This window comes from Colwellia marinimaniae, from assembly GCF_002207865.1.
Classification (GTDB): Bacteria; Pseudomonadota; Gammaproteobacteria; order Enterobacterales; family Alteromonadaceae; genus Colwellia; species Colwellia marinimaniae.
On record NZ_BDQM01000035.1, the window covers coordinates 1 to 18,864 of the forward strand.

General features: G+C 39.9%; 20 protein-coding genes. 10 read left to right on the top strand and 10 right to left on the bottom strand.

Features of this window, described 5'->3' with window-relative positions; genetic code table 11:
* Window positions 1-265: 265 nt before the first annotated feature.
* The 4 genes from epmA to MTCD1_RS15315 all read left to right on the top strand — a co-directional run bounded on the left by epmA (window position 266) and on the right by MTCD1_RS15315 (window position 3,255).
* A complete protein-coding gene (epmA, locus tag MTCD1_RS15300) occupies window positions 266-1,243 on the top strand; it encodes an elongation factor P--(R)-beta-lysine ligase (protein ID WP_057182969.1) in 978 nt (325 codons plus the stop codon).
* A gap of 219 nt (window positions 1,244-1,462) precedes the next feature.
* Window positions 1,463-2,320, top strand: coding sequence for a cell division protein (locus MTCD1_RS15305; protein ID WP_231733100.1), 858 nt, complete (start codon window positions 1,463-1,465; stop codon window positions 2,318-2,320).
* 129 nt (window positions 2,321-2,449) lie between these two features.
* Window positions 2,450-2,866: a hypothetical protein gene (locus MTCD1_RS15310; RefSeq protein ID WP_057182965.1), complete on the top strand. Its 417-nt coding sequence runs from the start codon at window positions 2,450-2,452 to the stop codon at window positions 2,864-2,866.
* Complete coding sequence (locus MTCD1_RS15315; RefSeq protein ID WP_057182963.1) at window positions 2,845-3,255, top strand: hypothetical protein; 411 nt, start codon at window positions 2,845-2,847, stop codon at window positions 3,253-3,255. Before MTCD1_RS15310 ends, MTCD1_RS15315 begins: the two co-directional genes overlap by 22 nt.
* 895 nt (window positions 3,256-4,150) lie before the next feature.
* Here the strand turns inward: MTCD1_RS15315 and MTCD1_RS15320 are convergent.
* The 3 genes from MTCD1_RS15320 to MTCD1_RS15330 are packed head-to-tail and all read right to left on the bottom strand — an operon-like array spanning window position 4,151 to window position 8,497.
* Window positions 4,151-4,912: a phosphoadenylyl-sulfate reductase gene (locus tag MTCD1_RS15320; RefSeq protein WP_057182961.1), complete on the bottom strand. Its 762-nt coding sequence runs from the start codon at window positions 4,910-4,912 to the stop codon at window positions 4,151-4,153.
* The gene (cysI, locus tag MTCD1_RS15325; protein ID WP_057182959.1) at window positions 4,905-6,644 is read right to left on the bottom strand and encodes an assimilatory sulfite reductase (NADPH) hemoprotein subunit; all 1,740 of its coding nucleotides are present in this window, start codon (window positions 6,642-6,644) and stop codon (window positions 4,905-4,907) included. Before cysI ends, MTCD1_RS15320 begins: the two co-directional genes overlap by 8 nt.
* A complete protein-coding gene (locus MTCD1_RS15330; RefSeq protein ID WP_197410303.1) occupies window positions 6,644-8,497 on the bottom strand; it encodes an assimilatory sulfite reductase (NADPH) flavoprotein subunit in 1,854 nt (617 codons plus the stop codon). Before MTCD1_RS15330 ends, cysI begins: the two co-directional genes overlap by 1 nt.
* A gap of 148 nt (window positions 8,498-8,645) precedes the next feature.
* Between MTCD1_RS15330 and MTCD1_RS15335 the strand changes: the two genes are divergently transcribed.
* Window positions 8,646-9,302 (top strand): lytic transglycosylase domain-containing protein, encoded by a 657-nt coding sequence (locus MTCD1_RS15335; protein ID WP_057182955.1) that lies wholly within the window; start codon window positions 8,646-8,648, stop codon window positions 9,300-9,302.
* A gap of 110 nt (window positions 9,303-9,412) precedes the next feature.
* On the opposite strand, the gene MTCD1_RS15340 is transcribed toward MTCD1_RS15335, so the two are convergent.
* The 3 genes from MTCD1_RS15340 to MTCD1_RS15350 are packed head-to-tail and all read right to left on the bottom strand — an operon-like array spanning window position 9,413 to window position 11,606.
* A complete protein-coding gene (locus tag MTCD1_RS15340; RefSeq protein WP_057182952.1) occupies window positions 9,413-10,129 on the bottom strand; it encodes a TIGR04219 family outer membrane beta-barrel protein in 717 nt (238 codons plus the stop codon).
* Window positions 10,130-10,133: 4 nt separating this feature from the next.
* Window positions 10,134-11,129 carry a DUF2333 family protein gene (locus MTCD1_RS15345; protein WP_057182950.1) on the bottom strand — a complete coding sequence of 332 codons (996 nt, stop codon included), beginning with the start codon at window positions 11,127-11,129 and terminating at the stop codon, window positions 10,134-10,136.
* A gap of 33 nt (window positions 11,130-11,162) precedes the next feature.
* A complete protein-coding gene (locus MTCD1_RS15350; protein ID WP_057182948.1) occupies window positions 11,163-11,606 on the bottom strand; it encodes a copper chaperone PCu(A)C in 444 nt (147 codons plus the stop codon).
* 150 nt (window positions 11,607-11,756) lie between these two features.
* Between MTCD1_RS15350 and MTCD1_RS15355 the strand changes: the two genes are divergently transcribed.
* Window positions 11,757-12,494, top strand: a complete 738-nt coding sequence (locus MTCD1_RS15355; RefSeq protein WP_057182946.1) for an enoyl-CoA hydratase-related protein — start codon at window positions 11,757-11,759, stop codon at window positions 12,492-12,494.
* A gap of 24 nt (window positions 12,495-12,518) precedes the next feature.
* Here the strand turns inward: MTCD1_RS15355 and MTCD1_RS15360 are convergent, their stop codons facing one another.
* The 4 genes from MTCD1_RS15360 to MTCD1_RS15375 all read right to left on the bottom strand — a co-directional run bounded on the left by MTCD1_RS15360 (window position 12,519) and on the right by MTCD1_RS15375 (window position 14,341).
* Window positions 12,519-12,860, bottom strand: coding sequence for a hypothetical protein (locus MTCD1_RS15360; RefSeq protein ID WP_057182944.1), 342 nt, complete (start codon window positions 12,858-12,860; stop codon window positions 12,519-12,521).
* A gap of 38 nt (window positions 12,861-12,898) precedes the next feature.
* Complete coding sequence (locus MTCD1_RS15365; protein ID WP_057182943.1) at window positions 12,899-13,129, bottom strand: PspC domain-containing protein; 231 nt, start codon at window positions 13,127-13,129, stop codon at window positions 12,899-12,901.
* Between the two features lie 100 nt (window positions 13,130-13,229).
* Complete coding sequence (gene pspA, locus MTCD1_RS15370; protein WP_057182941.1) at window positions 13,230-13,892, bottom strand: phage shock protein PspA; 663 nt, start codon at window positions 13,890-13,892, stop codon at window positions 13,230-13,232.
* Window positions 13,893-13,987: 95 nt separating this feature from the next.
* Window positions 13,988-14,341, bottom strand: coding sequence for a hypothetical protein (locus MTCD1_RS15375; protein WP_057182939.1), 354 nt, complete (start codon window positions 14,339-14,341; stop codon window positions 13,988-13,990).
* A 590-nt stretch (window positions 14,342-14,931) separates the two neighbouring features.
* Here MTCD1_RS15375 and MTCD1_RS15380 point away from each other — a divergent pair.
* The 4 genes from MTCD1_RS15380 to MTCD1_RS15395 all read left to right on the top strand — a co-directional run bounded on the left by MTCD1_RS15380 (window position 14,932) and on the right by MTCD1_RS15395 (window position 18,806).
* Entirely contained in the window at window positions 14,932-15,588 is a 657-nt protein-coding gene (locus MTCD1_RS15380) for a nitroreductase family protein (RefSeq protein WP_057182937.1), read from the top strand.
* Between the two features lie 332 nt (window positions 15,589-15,920).
* On the top strand, window positions 15,921-17,066 hold the full coding sequence (gene murB, locus MTCD1_RS15385; protein WP_231733099.1) for a UDP-N-acetylmuramate dehydrogenase: 1,146 nt from the start codon (window positions 15,921-15,923) through the stop codon (window positions 17,064-17,066).
* Window positions 17,059-18,060 carry a bifunctional biotin--[acetyl-CoA-carboxylase] ligase/biotin operon repressor BirA gene (birA, locus tag MTCD1_RS15390; RefSeq protein WP_057182935.1) on the top strand — a complete coding sequence of 334 codons (1,002 nt, stop codon included), beginning with the start codon at window positions 17,059-17,061 and terminating at the stop codon, window positions 18,058-18,060. The genes murB and birA overlap by 8 nt, the downstream gene beginning before the upstream one ends.
* Complete coding sequence (locus MTCD1_RS15395) at window positions 18,057-18,806, top strand: pantothenate kinase (protein WP_057182933.1); 750 nt, start codon at window positions 18,057-18,059, stop codon at window positions 18,804-18,806. The genes birA and MTCD1_RS15395 overlap by 4 nt, the downstream gene beginning before the upstream one ends.
* The last annotated feature ends 58 nt before the right edge of the window (window positions 18,807-18,864 follow it).

Genomic DNA, 18,864 nt, shown 5'->3' on the forward strand with positions numbered 1-18,864 from the left:
ACTAATTTGCGCTAGAGTTGGTGTTAGCGGCATTGGCAGTACTCATTGACTCACGTCAACTGCGTACTTCCACTTTGCTAACACTGCATCTAGCAGCAAATTAATCTATCAATATTATAAGAAACAGTATTATTAAAAAAAGGTCGCTAACGCGGCCTTTTTTGATCTTGTTCGCGCTGAATAATGTGCGGGATTGAAATCCAGCCTACAGTGATCGAATTTATGTAGGCGGGAACTTGTTCGCGCAGATTAACGAGGAAATACGATGAACTGGCAAGCAACACTTTCATGGAAAAATGCACAAAAAAGAGCGCAGATACTGCAACAAATAAGACAGTTTTTTGCTGAACGCCAAGTGGTCGAGGTGGAAACACCAGCGCTATCTCAGGGCACAGTGACTGATGTCTATTTAGATGCCTTTACCTGTCAGTATAGCTTTCTAGCAGACAGCACTGCTGGTCATTCAACTAGCTTATATTTACAAACATCGCCAGAGTTTCACATGAAGCGTCTACTTGCTTGCGGATATGGCTGTATTTTCCAAATAGCCAAGGCATTTCGTCATGAGGAATCAGGTCGTAACCACAACCCTGAGTTTACAATGCTTGAATGGTACCGTATTGGCTTTGATCAGTTTGATTTGATGCATGAGGTGGCAGAGCTATTACAAGTCGTTTTAGGCGGTAATAGGGCACTATTTTCTAGCTACCAAGATATATTTATGCAAACAGTCGCCGTTGATCCATTAACAGTAAATTTTGCTGAGCTGGTTGAGGTATTAAATAAATATGATAAAAGTGCAGACTGGCTAATTGAAATGCAAGACACAGACTTACTGCTGCAATTTATTTTTACCGAGCTTATCGAGCCAACAATTGGTATCAACCAACCACAATTTATCTACGACTTTCCAATTACCCAGGCATCACTGGCTCGAGTATCGCCAGAAGATTCACGGGTAGCACAACGATTTGAATGTTATTACCATGGTATTGAGCTGGTAAACGGCTTTAATGAATTAACTGATGCTAACGAGCAACAAATCAGATTCGAACAAGATAATGCTAAAAGAGCAGCGCAAGGCTTGAGTACCAGACCAATAGATAAAAACTTTATCGCTGCTTTAACACATGGCTTACCACAGTGTTCAGGTGTCGCATTAGGGATTGACCGACTAGTGATGCTAGCGCTTGATATCAAAAAAATCAGTGAAGTGCAGAGTTTTTCAATAGAACGAGCCTAGCAGTAAATAACACAAAAATAAGATACAGCCATGTCGAGTTTACCCCAGGGTTTTGTTAAGACAGCTTCGTGCGCTAAGGGGACTTTAGCGTTAATTTTTTAGCCATATGTTTTCTAATGAATCACTTGTGTCATGTTACACTGAAAATGATGGTACGGAGATTACTGTGAATTCTCCATAATAAGATTTTAGCTGGATTCAGTACACATGGAGGTTACCTTGGAAACTATAGAGCAATGTAATAGTAGAAATATTCCATTACCAATTCAGAGAGAAGTTCGTCAACGATGTGGTTTTGGTTGCGTTATTTGTGGAATACCGCTTTATGAATATGAGCACATGGAAGAATGGGCAGAAGTTCAACGACATGTTTCTGATGAAATAACATTACTCTGCGACCAACATCACAGAGAAAAAACAGGTGGTCTATTACCAAAAGAAGTTGTAAGCCTTGCTAATGAAAACCCACACAATTTGAAGGAAGGTGTTTCTAAACCATATAACTTACATTTTGCAGGAAGCACTGTAACGATCGAAATTGGTAGTAATACCTTTACTTGTCAAGATCAAGGATATGGCACTGCAATGGTTCCGATTAGTGTTGATGGAACACCATTGATTGGTCTAATTTTGGCTGATGAGCATTTATTACTTAATCTTGTTATTTTTGATGAGTTCAATTCTCCAGTTCTACATATCAAAAACAATCAACTTTATTACTCTACTGAATCTTGGGATATTCAATTAGTTGGTACGACTCTGACAGTCAGGGAAGCTCATAGAAAAATTTTAATTGAAATAAAATTTTGCCCTCCTAACAAAGTTATTATTAATCGTGGTAGATTTTTAAGGAATGGTGTAGAAATTTTAGTTCGCCCTAAAAATATACTAATTACAAATAATTCATTTCTAATTAGTGGTAACAGTGTTACAAATTGTTTTGGCGGATTAATTATCGGTCACCACGATAAACCTATTGGTGGCTTTATGGCAATAGGTAGTATACCTCGATATATGGGGGACAGAAAAGAAGCTCTAAAATTTGAAAAAGAGTCTTTGAATCGTATTGACGAATAATGCAATTAACAAATTATTTAAAAGGGCAAGAAAAGTTGGCTTTTGCTCCTTAATATCTTATTTTAGCCAACTATTTTTTGCCTCTTAATGGGGACTATGTACCTAGGTGTTATCTTAAGTGTATCCTTTATGAATAAATTCGATTTAGAAAAATTAGTTGAGATAAGAGTTACTGAAGCTCAAGTATTATTAGCGTCAAATAATTTTCATGGTGCTTATTACTTGGCGGGTTATGCTTTAGAATGTGCATTCAAAGCTTGTATCGCAAAACAAGTGAAAGAGTATGACTTTCCTAGTAAACAATTAGCAAATGCTAGTCATACTCATAAACTCTCAGAGTTATTGGCAACGGCTGGTTTAAAGCAAAAATTGAATCAAAAAGAAAAAGAAGACCAAGAGTTTAGTTTAAACTGGGCTGTTGCAAAAGATTGGTCTGAAGTTTCTAGATACGACTGCACAATAGAACAAACAAGAGCGACAGACTTATTTAATGCTGTTACAGATAATGAATCAGGAATATTGGCATGGCTAAAGACATATTGGTAACGGAAGTTTTGTCTGAAAAGATGACAAAATCTGGTGCTCAACTAATCCATAGGTTAGATAAATTAGACTCAGAAGTTAAAAGTGCTTTTTGGTTGTTTTATCCTGACGAAAAAAGTTGGAAACTAATTATTGCGTCTCCTTTAGTTGGAAAACACGGTCCAAGAGAATTTTACAAAAGAGTTGTTTCCTCCAACAAAGATGCAAGTAAAAATGAAAATATTGTGTCATTAAATGATGTAGGTGTTGCTAATATTGATCACCCAATTGTGCAGTTAATGAAATTCGTTATAGGAACAGGTGAAAACGATGTTTCTGAAATACGTTTTTCAAGAAATACTATCAATGGAACTTTTATAGAAGACTGCCTAATATATCGTTCAAGCACATAAGCTAATTAATAAGGACGTTATCGATACAAAATCTAATCCGAATTCATTTTAGCACTGTTAGTGCTAATGTCTCTTTTGTGGTAAAAGTGATCGTTAAATAAGTAGACCAGAGTAGATTAAAATGATTTGTCGCGGTGGCGACAGCACCCAGAAGAAAGAGTGAGACTGCCTCCACTCTTTCTTCTCCCTTTGGAATCCCTCGGAGCTGCTAACAAACGTATTCTTCAATTCACTCAAGTGTTATCGATGTAACAGCGCTGATGGCACATCCATGTGCCGACATCGCTTTGTTCATCATCCCTGATGAACCTACGTGAACACTTTCACTCATTTCAGTGTTTGTTCAAGCAGAATTGGTACCTGTGGCTACTTTGGCTTTTAATAACTAACTAAGAGCTTTCTACTTGTTCTAAAAGCTCTCGTGTAATCAAGCACTCCAAATCCCATCTCAGCAATTCAATCATCAACTAGCAATGGTAGACCTCGACCTGAGACATACGTTACATGGATGTAACTTATTAGACAATGCAGGAGCATATTGTCCTGTCGTCGAGGGCTGCCGTTGTTCATGGACGGCTTGTACCATGAGCTTAGCGGCAGGTATTGACTGTAAACTCAAAATTGATATTTATGTTTTCACTGAGTAGGGCGTCGCAGGGGTTCCAAGGGGAGGCGCGGCGGTACGTCGCCCCTTGGGTGTGGTCGCCACCGCGACGCCAAGCAGGAAAATAAGCTATAAGTTACCGTTACAAAATCTAATCCAACCTATCAAACTAGCTGTAATAGCTAACCTCTATTTTTAACCTAGTCATAGATTAACAGGCACAAAAAAAGCTAAAAGATGGGCTCTTCTAGCTTTTTATTTTAAGGCTGAGATAGGAAATTAACAGGGTAATTAAATACCATCACCGTCGGTATGCAAACCACATTCACGTTGACCCGCGCCAAAACGAGTATCTTCTTCACTCATACCTAGCGTTAACGGTTTAGTACTATGCACATCACCAACCGAGACATAACCTTCATCCCAAAGTGGGTGGTAAGGTAAATTATGCTTAGTTAGATACTCATGTACGTCTTTATTAGTCCAATCAATAATTGGGTGTACTTTATAACGACCACGCAGTGTACTGACTACCGATAAACCTTGTCGATGCGCCGACTGTTGACGTCGTATGCCGGAAAACCAAGTGTTTGCTTTAAGATCGGTTAAGCCACGCTCAAGGGGTTCAACTTTATTGCGGCGGTTATAGGTTTTCAGCGTATCATCACTTATGGCCCATTCTTCACCATACTTTGCTTGTTGCCAAGCAGTACTTTCTTTCGCTTGATAAACGTGTAAGTTCAACTTTAAGCGCTCTGTTAATTGTTCAATAAAACGGTAAGTTTCAGGAAATAAATGACCTGTATCAGTAATTAATACCGGAATATTACTATCTACTTGGGTAAGCAAGTGCAGCATTACTGCCGATTGAATACCAAAGCTAGACGATAAGACAAATTCACCCGGTAAGTTGTCCATTGCCCATTCTACCCGGGCAATAGGCGATTCTTTTTCAAGAGATTGATTCCAATCCGCTATTGAAGGGCTGGGGAATGGTGCGGTTATGGAGCTATTAATAACCCCTTCAGCAATACTTGCGCTTGCATTAGGCATGGTGGAAGTCCCTAAAGCTGACAATCACTTGTTCAACAATGCCCGCACGGATAACAAAGTCACCAAAGGCTTCACCGTCATTACGCTCGGCTGACCAACGTGCAGTTAATGCATCTATTTCGCTCAGCACGGCTGCTTCATCAAGATTTTCTTTATATAATTTTGGTACACGAGAGCCGGCTACATCACTGCCTAAATACATATTGTATTTACCCGGACCTTTACCAATTAAGCCAATTTCAGCCAGCATGGCTCGACCACAGCCATTAGGGCAGCCAGTAACACGCAAGATAATACTTTCGTCTTTTAAGCCATTTTTCGTCAGGATGGCTTCAACATCATCGACTAAACCGGGTAAGTAACGCTCGGCTTCAGCCATGGCTAATGGGCAAGTTGGGAAAGAAACACAAGCCATTGAGTTCTTACGTTGATTAGAAAGACTGTCATTAATTAAGCCATGCTCGCGAGCAAGTTGCTCAATAGCGGCTTTATCTGCTTCGGCAACACCGGCAACAATTAAGTTTTGGTTTGCGGTTAAGCGGAAGTCACCTTGATGAATTTTGGCTATTTCACGCATACCGGTTTTTAATGTTTTACCATCAAAATCAAGAATACGGCCATTTTCAATGAATAAGGTTAAATGATATTTACCATCAATACCGGCAACCCAACCAAAACTATCACCACGGGTGGTGAACTTGTATGGACGAGAATCGCTAAAGTTAATACCAGCACGACGTTCTACTTCGGCTTTGAAGGTATCAACACCCACTCGGTCTAAGGTGTATTTAGTTTTAGCATTTTTACGGTTAACACGATTACCCCAATCACGTTGCGTAGTAACAACCGCTTCAGCAATCGCTAAGGTGTGCTCTTTCGGGATAAAACCAAAGTCATCGGCACAACGAGGGTAAGTTGAATTATCACCATGGGTCATGGCTAAACCACCGCCAACCAGTACGTTAAAGCCGATTAATTTACCGTCTTTACTGATGGCAACAAAGTTTAAGTCATTGGCATGCACGTCGATATCGTTATTCGGTGGAATAACCACGGTAGTTTTAAACTTACGTGGTAAATAGTTACTGCCTAAAATTGGCTCTACGACTTCACCCTCTGTTGTTTCAACACGTACTTCATCTAACCAAATTTCTGCGTAAGCACGCGTTTTTGGTAATAAATGTTCACTGAGTTTAGTAGCCCATTCATACGCTTCTTGATGTAATTCAGACTCAACAGGGTTGGAAGTACAAAGCACGTTACGGTTAACATCACCCGCGGTAGCAATTGAATCAAGGCCAATACTGTGTAGGGTTTGATGCATTAATTTAATGTTTGGCTTTAAAACCCCATGAAACTGAAAGGTTTGCCGAGTGGTTAAACGAATACTACCGTACGAGGTATAGTCATCGGCAAATTTATCAATAGCCAACCATTGTATTGGGTTAATAATGCCACCGGGTAAACGCGCCCTAAGCATCACATTATGTAATGGCTCTAACTTCTGCTTTTGACGTTCAGCACGAATATCACGATCATCTTGTTGATACATGCCGTGAGTACGAATTAACTGCGAGTTATCGCCAGTGAAGCCACCGGTCATTCTATCGGCTAGATCTTCTTTAATGGTACCACGAAGGTAGTCACTTTCTGCTTTCATGCGTTCGTTATCGGCTTGTTTACCTTCAACAATTAATACAGGGTTTTCTACTTTGGTGAAATTGCTGCTCATTAGTAAACATCCTTCTGGTAACGCTTATTAGATCTAAGTGATTTTAAATAATCTTCTGCTTGCTCTGTACTTAACTTGCCGTGCTCGGCAATGATTTCTACCAAGGTTTGGTGCACATCTTTTGCCATGCGGTTGCCATCACCACAAATATATAGGTGTGCGCCACGCTCTAACCAGGCAAACACGTCAGCGGCTTGCTCTTTTAATCGGTCTTGTACATAGATCTTCTCGGCTTGATCACGGGAAAATGCTAGGTCCATACGGGTTAATAAACCTGATTTTAAATAATTCTGCCATTCCGTTTGATATAAGAAGTCTTGCGTGAAGGTTTGATCACCAAAGAACATCCAGTTATCGCCACTAGCATCACGCGCTTCACGTTCTTGCATAAAGGCTCTAAATGGCGCAACACCTGTGCCTGGGCCAATCATAATAACGGGGGTATCGTCTGCTTGAGGTAAGCGAAAGTTATCGTTATGTTCGACAAAAATGCGTACTTTTTGACCTTCGGCTAAACGCTCTGCTAGGAAGCCTGAAGCACCACCGGTGCGAGTATCGCCATTGGCTTCATAACTGACGATACCAACGGTTAAATGCACTTCTTCTTCAACTTCTGCTTGTGCTGAAGCGATTGAATATAAACGTGGAGTGATTTTACGTAAGGCATCAACAAATGTTTGTGCGTCGATATCTGCCTTTGCCAAGCTAACAACATCAATGATTTGATGAACACCGGCAAATTCACGGGCGGTATTTTTATCACTAGCAACGGCAACTAATTCAGTGTTTTTGGAAGCGTTAGCCCAAAACTCAATAAATGATGGTGCTGTTTGAGTAATTTCTAATTGGCTGATCAGCGCTGCTTTTAAAGTAAACTGCTCTACTTCACCGGCAACCTTTAGGCTGATTTTTTCTTCACCCGAAAAGTTAAGCTCGGTAAGTAACTTGGCGACCAACTGTTCATCATTTTCAAACCAAACACCTAAAGCGTCACCTACTTGGTAAGTTAAACCTGACTCACCTAAATCAATTTCAATGTGGCGGACATCTTTAGCTGAGTCACGACCAGTAATTTTTTGACTTAAGGAAAATTCAGCGGCCAATGGTTTTTGTTTGGTATACACGCTAGCTGCACCAGCCGTTGGTAAATCACCAATATTACTGACGGTTGCTAAAGGGGCATCTGTTTGGGTAAGCTCTTCTTTTAAGGTTTCAACAATGTTTAAGGTCCAGCTTTCACTGTCACTATCGTAATCAACATCACAATCTACACGTGGGCTAACCTGTTTGGCACCGAGTGCTTGTAAGCGCTCATCAAAATCTTGACCTGTTTTACAGAAAAATTCATAGCTGCTGTCACCTAAGGCTAAAACACTGTAGCTTAGGTTAGGTAATTTAGGCGCTTTTTTACCTAATAAGAACTCATGAAATTCAATGGCATCATCAGGTGGCTCGCCTTCACCATTAGTACTGGCGACAATTAATAGATGCGTTTCGTTTTTAATTGATTTAGCTTTATAGTCGGCTATATTTTTCAGGACGACATTTATACCGGCCGCTTTAGCACTTTTTTCTAGTTGACCAGCAACACCTTTAGCATTACCTGTTTGCGAGGCGTATAAAATAGTTAAGGTTTTGGCCGCTACTGCTACTGCTGCAGCAACTGGTGCCAGCTGGGCATTTTGACCTTGCTCGCTTTTCGCTGCTAAATAACCGCTTGCCCACGCAAGTTGTAGTGATGAGTAATCAGCAACGCTTTGTTGTAGTGAAGCCAGTTGATTAGCATCTAAGGCACTACTTTTATTTGCTGAATTTGATGTGTTTTGCTTTAATAAGCGTTGCTCTGGCAACATAACTATTTTACCCATGACAATTGATGAGGGAAGAATAGAGACATTGAAGTCAGAACAAAAGGAATAGATAGCGATTTTTTATTCCAAAATGGAATATGGGTTTTGGCACGTTTTTGGTTGTTATTAAATACAGGACAATAGAAGCAGAATGAAAGTACTCTTAAATAACCGCTGGCAAAGAATATTCACTGACAGTGTCTGCTTGCTGCTGCTAGTGATTACTGGCGATATTTTTGCCGCAGAGAATAAATTAGCCAATATTTACACCTATAAATCCTCTGCTGGGGTAACGTCATTCTCTGATATTGAACCCATAGGTGTCGATTTTAGTCGTTATCGCGTCGATTGTTATGCTTGTCAAGTCGACTCATTAATTGATTGGCGTCAAGCTAAACTTTATTTACAGCCTTATAAGCAAGATATTAATCAAGCAGCATTAAAGTATGGTATTGATGCCGCCTTTGTCAGAGCTGTTATTCATGCTGAGTCTCATTTTAACCCACAGGCCATTTCTAAGCAGGGGGCGCAGGGGTTAATGCAGTTGATGCCAGCAACCGCCAGAGAGTTGGGGGTAAAAAATGCCTTAAGTGCTCAGCAAAATATTAACGGCGGCGTGAAGCATTTGGCGCGCTTATTAAGGAAATATAAGGGTAATAATGAACTTGCATCGGCGGCTTATAATGCCGGAGAGGGGGCCGTTAAACGTTATGGTGGTATTCCACCTTATAAAGAAACGCAAGTTTATGTCGAGCGGGTGGCTATTTTACACCAGCGTTATGGACGATTTTCTCATGTGACTAACTAATAGTTGTTAATTTAATTTGCTTATAAATAGATAATAAAAAGCCGTGGCTATTCATCATAGTCACGGCTTTTTATTATTCCAATCACAGGTTTACTTGTACTGGTTATGCCTTAGAAATGCACAATGGCACCGGCAAAGAAACCGTCATAAGTTAAATCACTGTAAAAGCCATCTAAATCATTTAATTCCATTTTCATGGTGCGATAACCTAAAGTCACGTCAAAATCTACCGCTAGGTTATCTAGAATCGAGTAACTAACGCCAATTTGAGCATCATAAACCGTTTGGTCGTCGAAGCTTAAAAAATTGGCTTCAGCAAATATGTTTAAGCCAGTAAAAGGTAAACCGATAATAGTTGATAGATAAAACATTGGAATAATACCGGAAACATCTAAGTCACTGCCCGGATCTGAAGCTACCTTCATATAGGCATCTAGATCACGCGCGGTTATACCAAAATCAAAGGATAATAGGTCATTATCAAATACTTCATAATAAAGGGTGTAGTCAACAAAGCTGGCATCAAGGGTAGTATCAGTACTAAAAGTACCACTAGTTCCAATAGTCCCACCAACCGTATTTAGCGTGGTTGAGGCTATTTTTATATTTGGAATTAATGGAATTGGGTGCTCAAAAGCAACATAGAAGCTGCCTTGGTTTTTATCATTCAATTCAGAAACCGTTTGATTATCAGAACCTTCACCAAAGCTACCGCTGGTTTCGTTAGCCCACATGTGACCACCGATATACAAACCTAATAAGGTATCGGCTTGGGCAGTTCCACACATTAATACTGCTACGCTGGCAGCCAATAAAGTTTTTTTCATGTTGTTATCCTTTGGTTAAAAGTTCATTCAAATCAATTAGTGCCGCATTCGCGCGAGAAATATAATTAGCCATAACTAATGAGTGGTTGGCCAGCAGACCAAAGCCACTACCGTTTAAAATCATTGGGCTCCATAATGATTCTTGGCTCGCTTCTAACTCACGAATAATTTGTTGTAAGCTGATTTTTGCATTTTTGTTCTCTAAAATGCTATTAAAATCTATTTCAATGGCTCTCAGTAGCTGTAGCAATGCCCAGGTTGCTCCTCTAGCTTCATAGAAAACATCATCTATTAGCCACCAACTCGTTTGTAGCTGTACATAAGCATCGCCTTGGCTTGATTGTTCAGCGCGATTATCGCCGGCTAAGTCAGTGTTTACCTGTTCACGAGCAACACTTTGGCTTAAGCGTTGTGAGTAACTACCTAAACGTTTTTGCACTTCGTCAAGATAAGCACGTAAGTTATCAGCTCGAGCATAAAATTGTGCTTTATCCTTGCCATTAGTGCTTACGAGTGCACTGCGGTAGGCATAAAGGTGTTCGATTGCTTTGCCATATTCGGATTCAGCGCTGGGCATGGCCCAATTTCTGCTATCGATATTAAAGCGTGGTTGCGCCTCTTTTAAATGTTTATTCACTAAAGATTGTGATTGTGAGCGGCTAAAATCTTTACGCATGACTAAGGCCATATCACGCACCATTTCCAAGACACCAAATTCCCAAGCGGGCATATTATCTAAAAACACTGATGGCGGCAGGATGTCATTTGATAAATAACCACCCGGCTTATATAGTAATGTTTCACTGACTTTTATTAACGCTGTGGTGGTGGTGTAACCTATTACCGGAGCAACATTTTCAGCTTTTGCAGCTTTTGTTACTTCGGCGTGAAGATTAATGGACTCTGGTTCAATACTCCAATACACACCAAGGCCATAAAGAAGGAAAAATAGGCTAGTAAAAGCCCAGGCAATAATTTTTATAGAGAACATTGTTTTCATAGCCACTCCAAGGATTAAATTGTTAGCATTGTACTATTTATATTTATAAACAGGTAATTGAATATTGATTTTCGTTGCATTAGTGAAGTGTAATGTTAATGAGATAACATCTTTTTCAGTAACTTGCTGCTTTAATGAAAAAATCATCAGGTGTAAACCTGACGGTTGCAGCACTACTTCACTTTTGGCATTAATGATAATCTGCTCAACTTGCCGCATCGTCATCATGCCGTTAGCCATACTGTGTTGGTGAATTTCAATGCGAGCAGAAAGTTCGCTAGTGATTTTTTGTAATGTTATCGCTTTATTAGCGCTATTGTTTATCGTCATATAAGCCGCGGTAACGTCACTGCCTGGTATACTGGCTCTGATATAACCATCGGTAACAGTGATTGCGCTTGTTGCATAAACATTATTGCTAATGCTGAGCAAGAAAGCGAAATAGATAAAGAGTTTTCCATAGTGAATATTGATCATTGTAACTATACATCCCTGCTAACAAATATTAAGGTTTGACTATAACTTATACCCGTTACCAATCAAAGTGTACTCTGAAACATGCATCTTGAATGGTCACGGGTATATACCAACCGTATTGGTAAGCCCATATAACTAAACTGGTGACAAATGAGTAACTTGATTTTAACGACAGAAAAACAAGGTGTTTTTACCATCACCTTGAATCGAATTGATAAAAAAAATGCCTTAACTAATGCTATGTATCAGCAACTTTGCCAGCACTTTGCTTATGCTGAGCAAACGCCAAGCATTCATTGCTTAGTCATTCAAGGCAATGACAACTGCTTTTGTGCTGGCAATGACTTGCATGACTTTTTACAGTGTTCAGCTGATGATGACTTAGCCGCCCTTAAATTTGTGAAAGTACTGTCAGAATTTACCAAACCGCTCGTTGCTGGCGTTGCTGGCGTCGCCGTCGGTATTGGCACAACGCTGTTATTACATTGTGACATGGTCATTGTTGCCAATAACAGTAAATTTAAACTGCCCTTTACCCAACTCGGTTTATGTCCCGAAGCTGGCTCTAGTTTGTTATTAACGCAAAAAGTCGGTCAAAATAAAGCCTTTGAATTAATGGTGCTGGGTCAAAGTTTTAATGCCGAGCAAGCCTTAAGTTATGGTATTGCCAACCAAGTTTGTCAGCCCAATGAACTTATTGCTCTTACTGCAAAAATTGCCCAAGCGATTGCCAAGTTGCCAGTTGAGTCGGTAATGACCAGCCGACGCTTAATTCGTCAAGGTAATAAATTAGCGTTAAGCCAAGTCATCAGTGATGAAAGCCAAGAGTTTGTTCGTTTAGTGAATACCGATGAATGTAAAAACATTCTGGCTCAGTTTTTTAAATAAGCTGCGCTAATATGCCAAGAGACACTAAGCATATCGCTTAGTGTTTTTATTACCACTAAATAACCAGATAACGACAGCCATTAATAATATTGGCCAAAATACCCCGATAGTCACCATAGCAATGCTAGCGCATAACACTAAGAAAATAAAAATTAGACTACCAAAAACACTCAAGACAATCGCTAGCGCAATGACAACTATGAGCACAACCACTAACGCTGAAACCCCTATGGCTTTTAATGGCTCAATAACTTCACCATCCATTATCACATGCACATTCATCAGCTCTAACATGCCAATGCCAAAAACATAGGTTAAGAAAATAGTTGCCACAATTGCTAAAATTAAGGCTTTAAAAAAGCTCATGGTTTACTCACTTTATAAAGAGGAAAGATCAACAGCCGTTAATAATATTTGCTGTTAGGTAACAAGATACTCGCCACGACATAGGCGACACCAGTGACTACGGGCAACATAATTAGCGCGGCAATCACAGCAATTCGCACCACTAAACGTGGGTAGTCATAATGTTTGGCAATACCGGCACAGACACCAGTCAACTTTTTATTTAATATGTCTTTACATAATGTTTGACGAACACTTTTTATACTTGAATATTCTCTGTCGTATCTCATGGGAACTCCTTCGTTCACGATATTACTTATACAATATGGAACCCTCGACTAAACGAGGGACGGTAGATTAATGTTTTAGGCTTAGGCTCTCGCTAATACGTTAACCGTTAACGACCTTTTTTTTCATTTTCGCTAATTCAGCTTCAACGTGATCGTCTTGTTCTAATTCAGCTATTTGCGTAGATAAGTCTTTATTTTCGGTTAAATCATACGATTCAACTTGCGCTTCAAGACGGTCAATTTTTTGTTGGTAACGTTCAAATTTAGCCATTGCTTCATCAATATTGTGAATAACGGCTTTTTCACGTACTTTTAATCTCACTTCCGCTGATTCTTGGCGCAGTAATAACGCTTCTTGACGACGTTTAGCTTCATTGAGCTTATCTTGCAAGCGCTGAGCGTCTGCTTGAATGGCGGTTAATAAGTCAGTTAATGGCGTATTTTCACTATCTAGTTGCGTCAATTCAGCTTGGCACTTATGTTTTTGAGCCAGTGCTGATTTGGCTAAGTCATCGCGCCCTTTACTTAAGGCTATTTCTGCTTTGTTATGCCAGTGGGCGACACCTTCTTGCGCCGACGTTACTTTTCTTGCTAAGGTTTTTTGTTCCGCAATATTTTTGGCTGCAGTTGAGCGTACTTCAACTAATGTTTCTTCCATTTCGCCAATGATTAAACGAATCATTTTTTCTGGATGTTCGGCTTTGTCTAACATGCTATTTAAATTTGCATTAACAATGTCGGTAAAACGGCTGAATAATCCCATATTTTTTCTCCTGCTTATTTTGAAACTTAGTTTGGTATTTAGTTTGGTATTTAGTTTTGATATCAAACTAGCCATCTAGTTTGATATTCATTTAATTACTGGTTATTTACTTTGTTAACAGTTTTTATTTTTTCATTAACTGCTGATGTGGCTTGTTTTACTTTTTGATCTGCTGTTAGCCAAGTGTCGGCATTATTAATTGAGAAATTGGCAGAAAATGTTTTAATCTCTTTCTCAATGGATTGCTGTAATTGTATATTCAGCTCAGCAATCATTTTCTCTCCTTGAGCAACAATAAAGTCGCTTACGGCATTTTCAATACTGCTGGCTGGTGTTGCATTAACACTAGTGCTTAGCGTGACACCCATTAAAGATCCGATAAAAACTAACGCAAGGCTTATATCTTTAATTTTGCTGCTAGTATTTTTAGTCATGTTAAATGTGCTCATAATAAATTCCTTCTTGTCTTAGTATCTGTTGGCTATAAAGTACTGCTATTTTTTTTGATGTTATGGTTAAACATCGTCTTGCTTGAGTTTAGTATTACAAGGGCTGTGCCAAAGATTTAAAATATGTTAATCGACTGATATTTATACTAAATATATTTTTAGTCGTCTTAGGTAAAATGACAAAGACAAAGATAGTTTAACATTTTAGCCAAATTGACTACCAATTTGGTTTATTTGACTAGCTGGTGTTTTGTTGGCCACCTTGAACAAGAAACTGCGCTGTTACCCGATAGTGGTCACGATAAATTGTTGACTGTGATGTCGGGCTGACAAGGTGCTACTCAATGGCTTTGGTGTCGTTTAAAAGCATTTGGGCAGTCATACTCTGACTAACGTTTGTGCCAGTATTCAATATGGCGGCGCAGTTGCAGCTTGCGGTTTAGCACCAGGCATGGATTTTCCTACTACAATGATGGCTGAGCTATTAGCTGATGTTTAGCGCCGTGATACTGCTTAAGACGTTTTAATTCCAGCTGAATCCGGCATTTTGAGGTAACATGGCTATATATTACTTATTACATGGAATCACTATGACTCACCCCATTATCGAAGATCTAACTAGCCGTCATACGGTAAAAAAATACGATGCTAGCAGGAAAGTTCCAGCAGCAGATCTGGATATTTTATTTGAAGCCATGCGCCTTTCGGCATCATCTATTAATTCACAACCGTGGAAGTTTATTGTCTTAGAAAGTGATGCAGCAAAAACACGTATGAGTAAAACCTTTGTCACTATGCATGAGTATAATAAGAAACATGTTTTTGATAGCTCACAGGTGATTCTTTTTGCTCATAATCCTAAATATACCCGTGAAGATTATGCCAAGGTAGTGGATAAAGGTATTGAAGATAAACGTACCTCGTTAGAAAATAGAGCAGCAGCATTTGGTGTTTATCTGTTTGCTGAGCTTAATACCGCTGAAAATGGCGATACTAGTACTTGGACTAAAGCACAAACTTACCTTGCTTTAGGTAATACCTTGCATGTGCTGGCGCGGTTAAAAATTGATTCTACGCCAATGGAGGGCATTGATATTGAGTTGGTTAATAAAGAGTTTAGCGAAGAGCTCGATGGCTACCAGTGTGATGTCGCCTTAGCCATTGGTTATCATCACCCGGAGGAAGATTTTAATGCTAAATTACCCAAATCTCGCTTAGCCCTTAGTGAGATATTAGTGCGTATTTAATGGCTATTAAAAGTAAATTTTCTTTGAATTGTGATCATCGATAAAATGAATAATGCAGCACAAGGATGTTTGTTGCAGCAACATAGCTAATTGCAGCTAGGTTGCTGCTAGCCAGTTCACCCTTGTGTTAGTTAACACACTTCAGGCGGTGTTGCTCTCAATGCCAATAGCCAACTACTGCTCAATCGAGCGCCTTGTCCTGCAATATTTTCCCTAAGCACAACAAGATCACAAACTTAATGAAAATGGTATTACTTTGATTTATTTTTCTTAAGCACAATAAGACCACCAACGTAATGAAACTGGTATTCAGCTGATTTTTCAGTACAATAATGATTCTTTCATTTTTCATTCACTTGGCTATGCACTCAAAGTTAAATTACGCCCTACAAAGCAGTAACAGCTTTAATATTAAGGCGAATTGTCCACAAATTTATTTTCCCAGTAGCTTTGCTGAATTACAGCAATTGCCTGAGTTAACGGCAAAGCACTGCTATATTCTTGGCGAAGGCACTAATACCTTATTTGTTGAGCCACAAGCGCCAATTATTATTCAGCCGAAATTCACCGGTATCGATATCATTGAACAAGATGATCATTTTGTCGTTAGCATCGGCGCAGCAGAAAACTGGCATCATTTAGTGTGTTTCTGCCTCGAACAAGGTATTTATGGCTTAGAGAATTTAGCCTTGATCCCTGGTAGCGTTGGTGCGGCACCCGTACAAAATATTGGCGCTTATGGGGTAGAATTGGCAGATTATTGTCAAGAAGTACAATGGTATGAGTTTGCCAGTAAAACCATGCATGTACTTACTAAGCAAGAATGTCGTTTTGCCTATCGCGATAGTATTTTTAAGCAAGAGCGCTATAACCAAGGCTTAATTACTCAGGTAACGCTTAAACTCCCGAAAGCGTGGCAAGCAAATCTCAGCTATGCGGGCTTAGATGCTTTAGCTACGGATAGCACTGCTAAGCAGGTAATGGCACAAGTTATCGCTTTGCGCAGTAGTAAGTTACCCGATCCAAAAGAATTAGCTAATGCGGGCAGTTTTTTCAAAAATCCCATTGTCAGTGCTGCAGACTTTGCTCAGCTGCAACAGCAATATCCAAGTATGCCACATTATCCACAGCCAAATGACCAGATAAAGCTGGCCGCGGCTTGGTTAATTGAGCAAGCGGGATTAAAAGGTTTTCGCCATCACCATGTTGGTGTTCATCGGCAGCAAGCCCTTGTGCTCGTTAATTATGGCAGTGACGTTGGCGGTGATATTGTTAGCTTAGCGAAATATATCCAACGAAAAGTAGCGCAGCAGTTCTCGGTAACGCTAATCCCCGAAGTACGCATGATCACCGAGCAAGGCGAAAGGTCATTTTCATCGCTGAGTGATATTAACCCTATAAGGGATAACACTAACGGTAATAGTGTTAACGCTAATAGCACAGCTGGAAATATTACTAACGGAAGTAGCAATGACTAAAACGGTAAAAGAGCATTTAATAAAATCATTGGCTGCGGGACAATTTGTTTCCGGGCAGTTATTGGGTGATCAGCTCGGCATTAGCCGTACCGCTATCGCTAAACATATTAAAGTGTTAATCGATATAGGCCTAGATATATACAGTGTCACGGGTAAAGGCTATAAACTGGCGCAGCCGCTTTATTTGCTTGATAAAGAAAAAATAATCAGTCTATTGACCAATGAGGCGAGTAAGCAGGCTGACAAAGCAATCGACTTGCCACTGGTTGAAGTGCATAGTTTAATTGATTCTACCAATGACTACTTAATGCGACGCTTACCGAATCAATTATCCCCAGGACAGGTTTGCTTAGCTGAATATCAAAGTGCTGGCCGAGGACGCCGAGGTAGACAGTGGATTTCACCCTTTGGCTCGCAAATATACTTGTCTATGTACTGGTACTTAGAGCAAGGTTTATCAGCGGCTATGGGACTAAGTTTAGTGACGGCATTAGCGGTAAGTGATGCGATAAAAGCCCATAGCAATGTGCAAGTTCAGCTGAAGTGGCCCAATGATATTTACCTTGATGGGGTAAAACTGGCGGGCATTTTAATTGATCTTGAAGGGCAAGCGTTAGAGCCTAGCCATAGTGTTATAGGTATTGGTTTAAATCTTCATATGCCCTCATCAGCGGGAAAATTAATTACCCAAAAATGGACAGATCTACAAACACACAGTAAAGTGAAAATTGATCGAAACGCCCTCAGTGCGCAACTCATTAGTTGTTTACGACAGCGCTTGTACCACTATCAGCAAACAGGTCTAGCGCCGATGTTAGATGAATGGCATGCGCTTGATGCTTTTCTAAATAAGCGGGTCAAATTGATTACCGGAGCACGGATCACCCACGGAATATGTCGAGGTGTGAATAATCAAGGTGCTTTATTATTGGAAGTTAATGGCCAAGTGAAACCGGTATACGGCGGTGAAGTGAGCCTTAGGATTGATGAATGATAATATTAATTGATATCGGCAATAGCCGAACGAAATATGCTCAGCTTAGCGCAGGAAAATTATCCGCTAGTGTGCAGCTTAATAATCAAGACTTTAGCGATGTTTACTTTGTTAAGCACTTTAGCCATGCCAGCCAAGTAGTAGTCGCTAATGTGGCTAAGTCTGCACTAACCACTGAGCTTGCTCACTGGTGTACCGAGCAAAAAATTAGCTTTAAACAAGTGCATAGTGAACAACAAAAAAATGCTTTGCTGTCGGCTTATCAACAGCCAGCAACTCTGGGTATTGACCGTTGGCTGGCGCTATTAGGCACAATACACCTTTATCCTAAAGAAAATGTGCTAATTATAGATGCGGGTACGGCCACTACCGTCGATTTACTGGCAAGTAATGGTCAACACCAAGGTGGTTGGATATTAGCGGGTATCAAGGCATTATTTAACAGTATTTTAACTCATAGCACCTTAGTTCATGCTGAAAATAAAACACTACCAAGCTTAGCATTTGGCAGCAATACTAGTGATAATGTTAATAATGCTTGTTGGGCAGCAACCTTGGGTATGATTACCCAAGCGATTGTACAAGCTCAACAATTAGCTGACATTGATCGCATTATCTTAACCGGTGGTGATGGTCTGGCTTTAACGCAGTTATTACTTGCACAGAGCAGTGAACAGATTATTACTGTACACAACATCCAATTTATCGATAACCTTATCTTCTACGGTCTACAAGAGTACAGCTAATGATAGCACCGTATGTTGCTCGCATAAGCGCAGTGAAAAATAGCGTATGAATTACTTA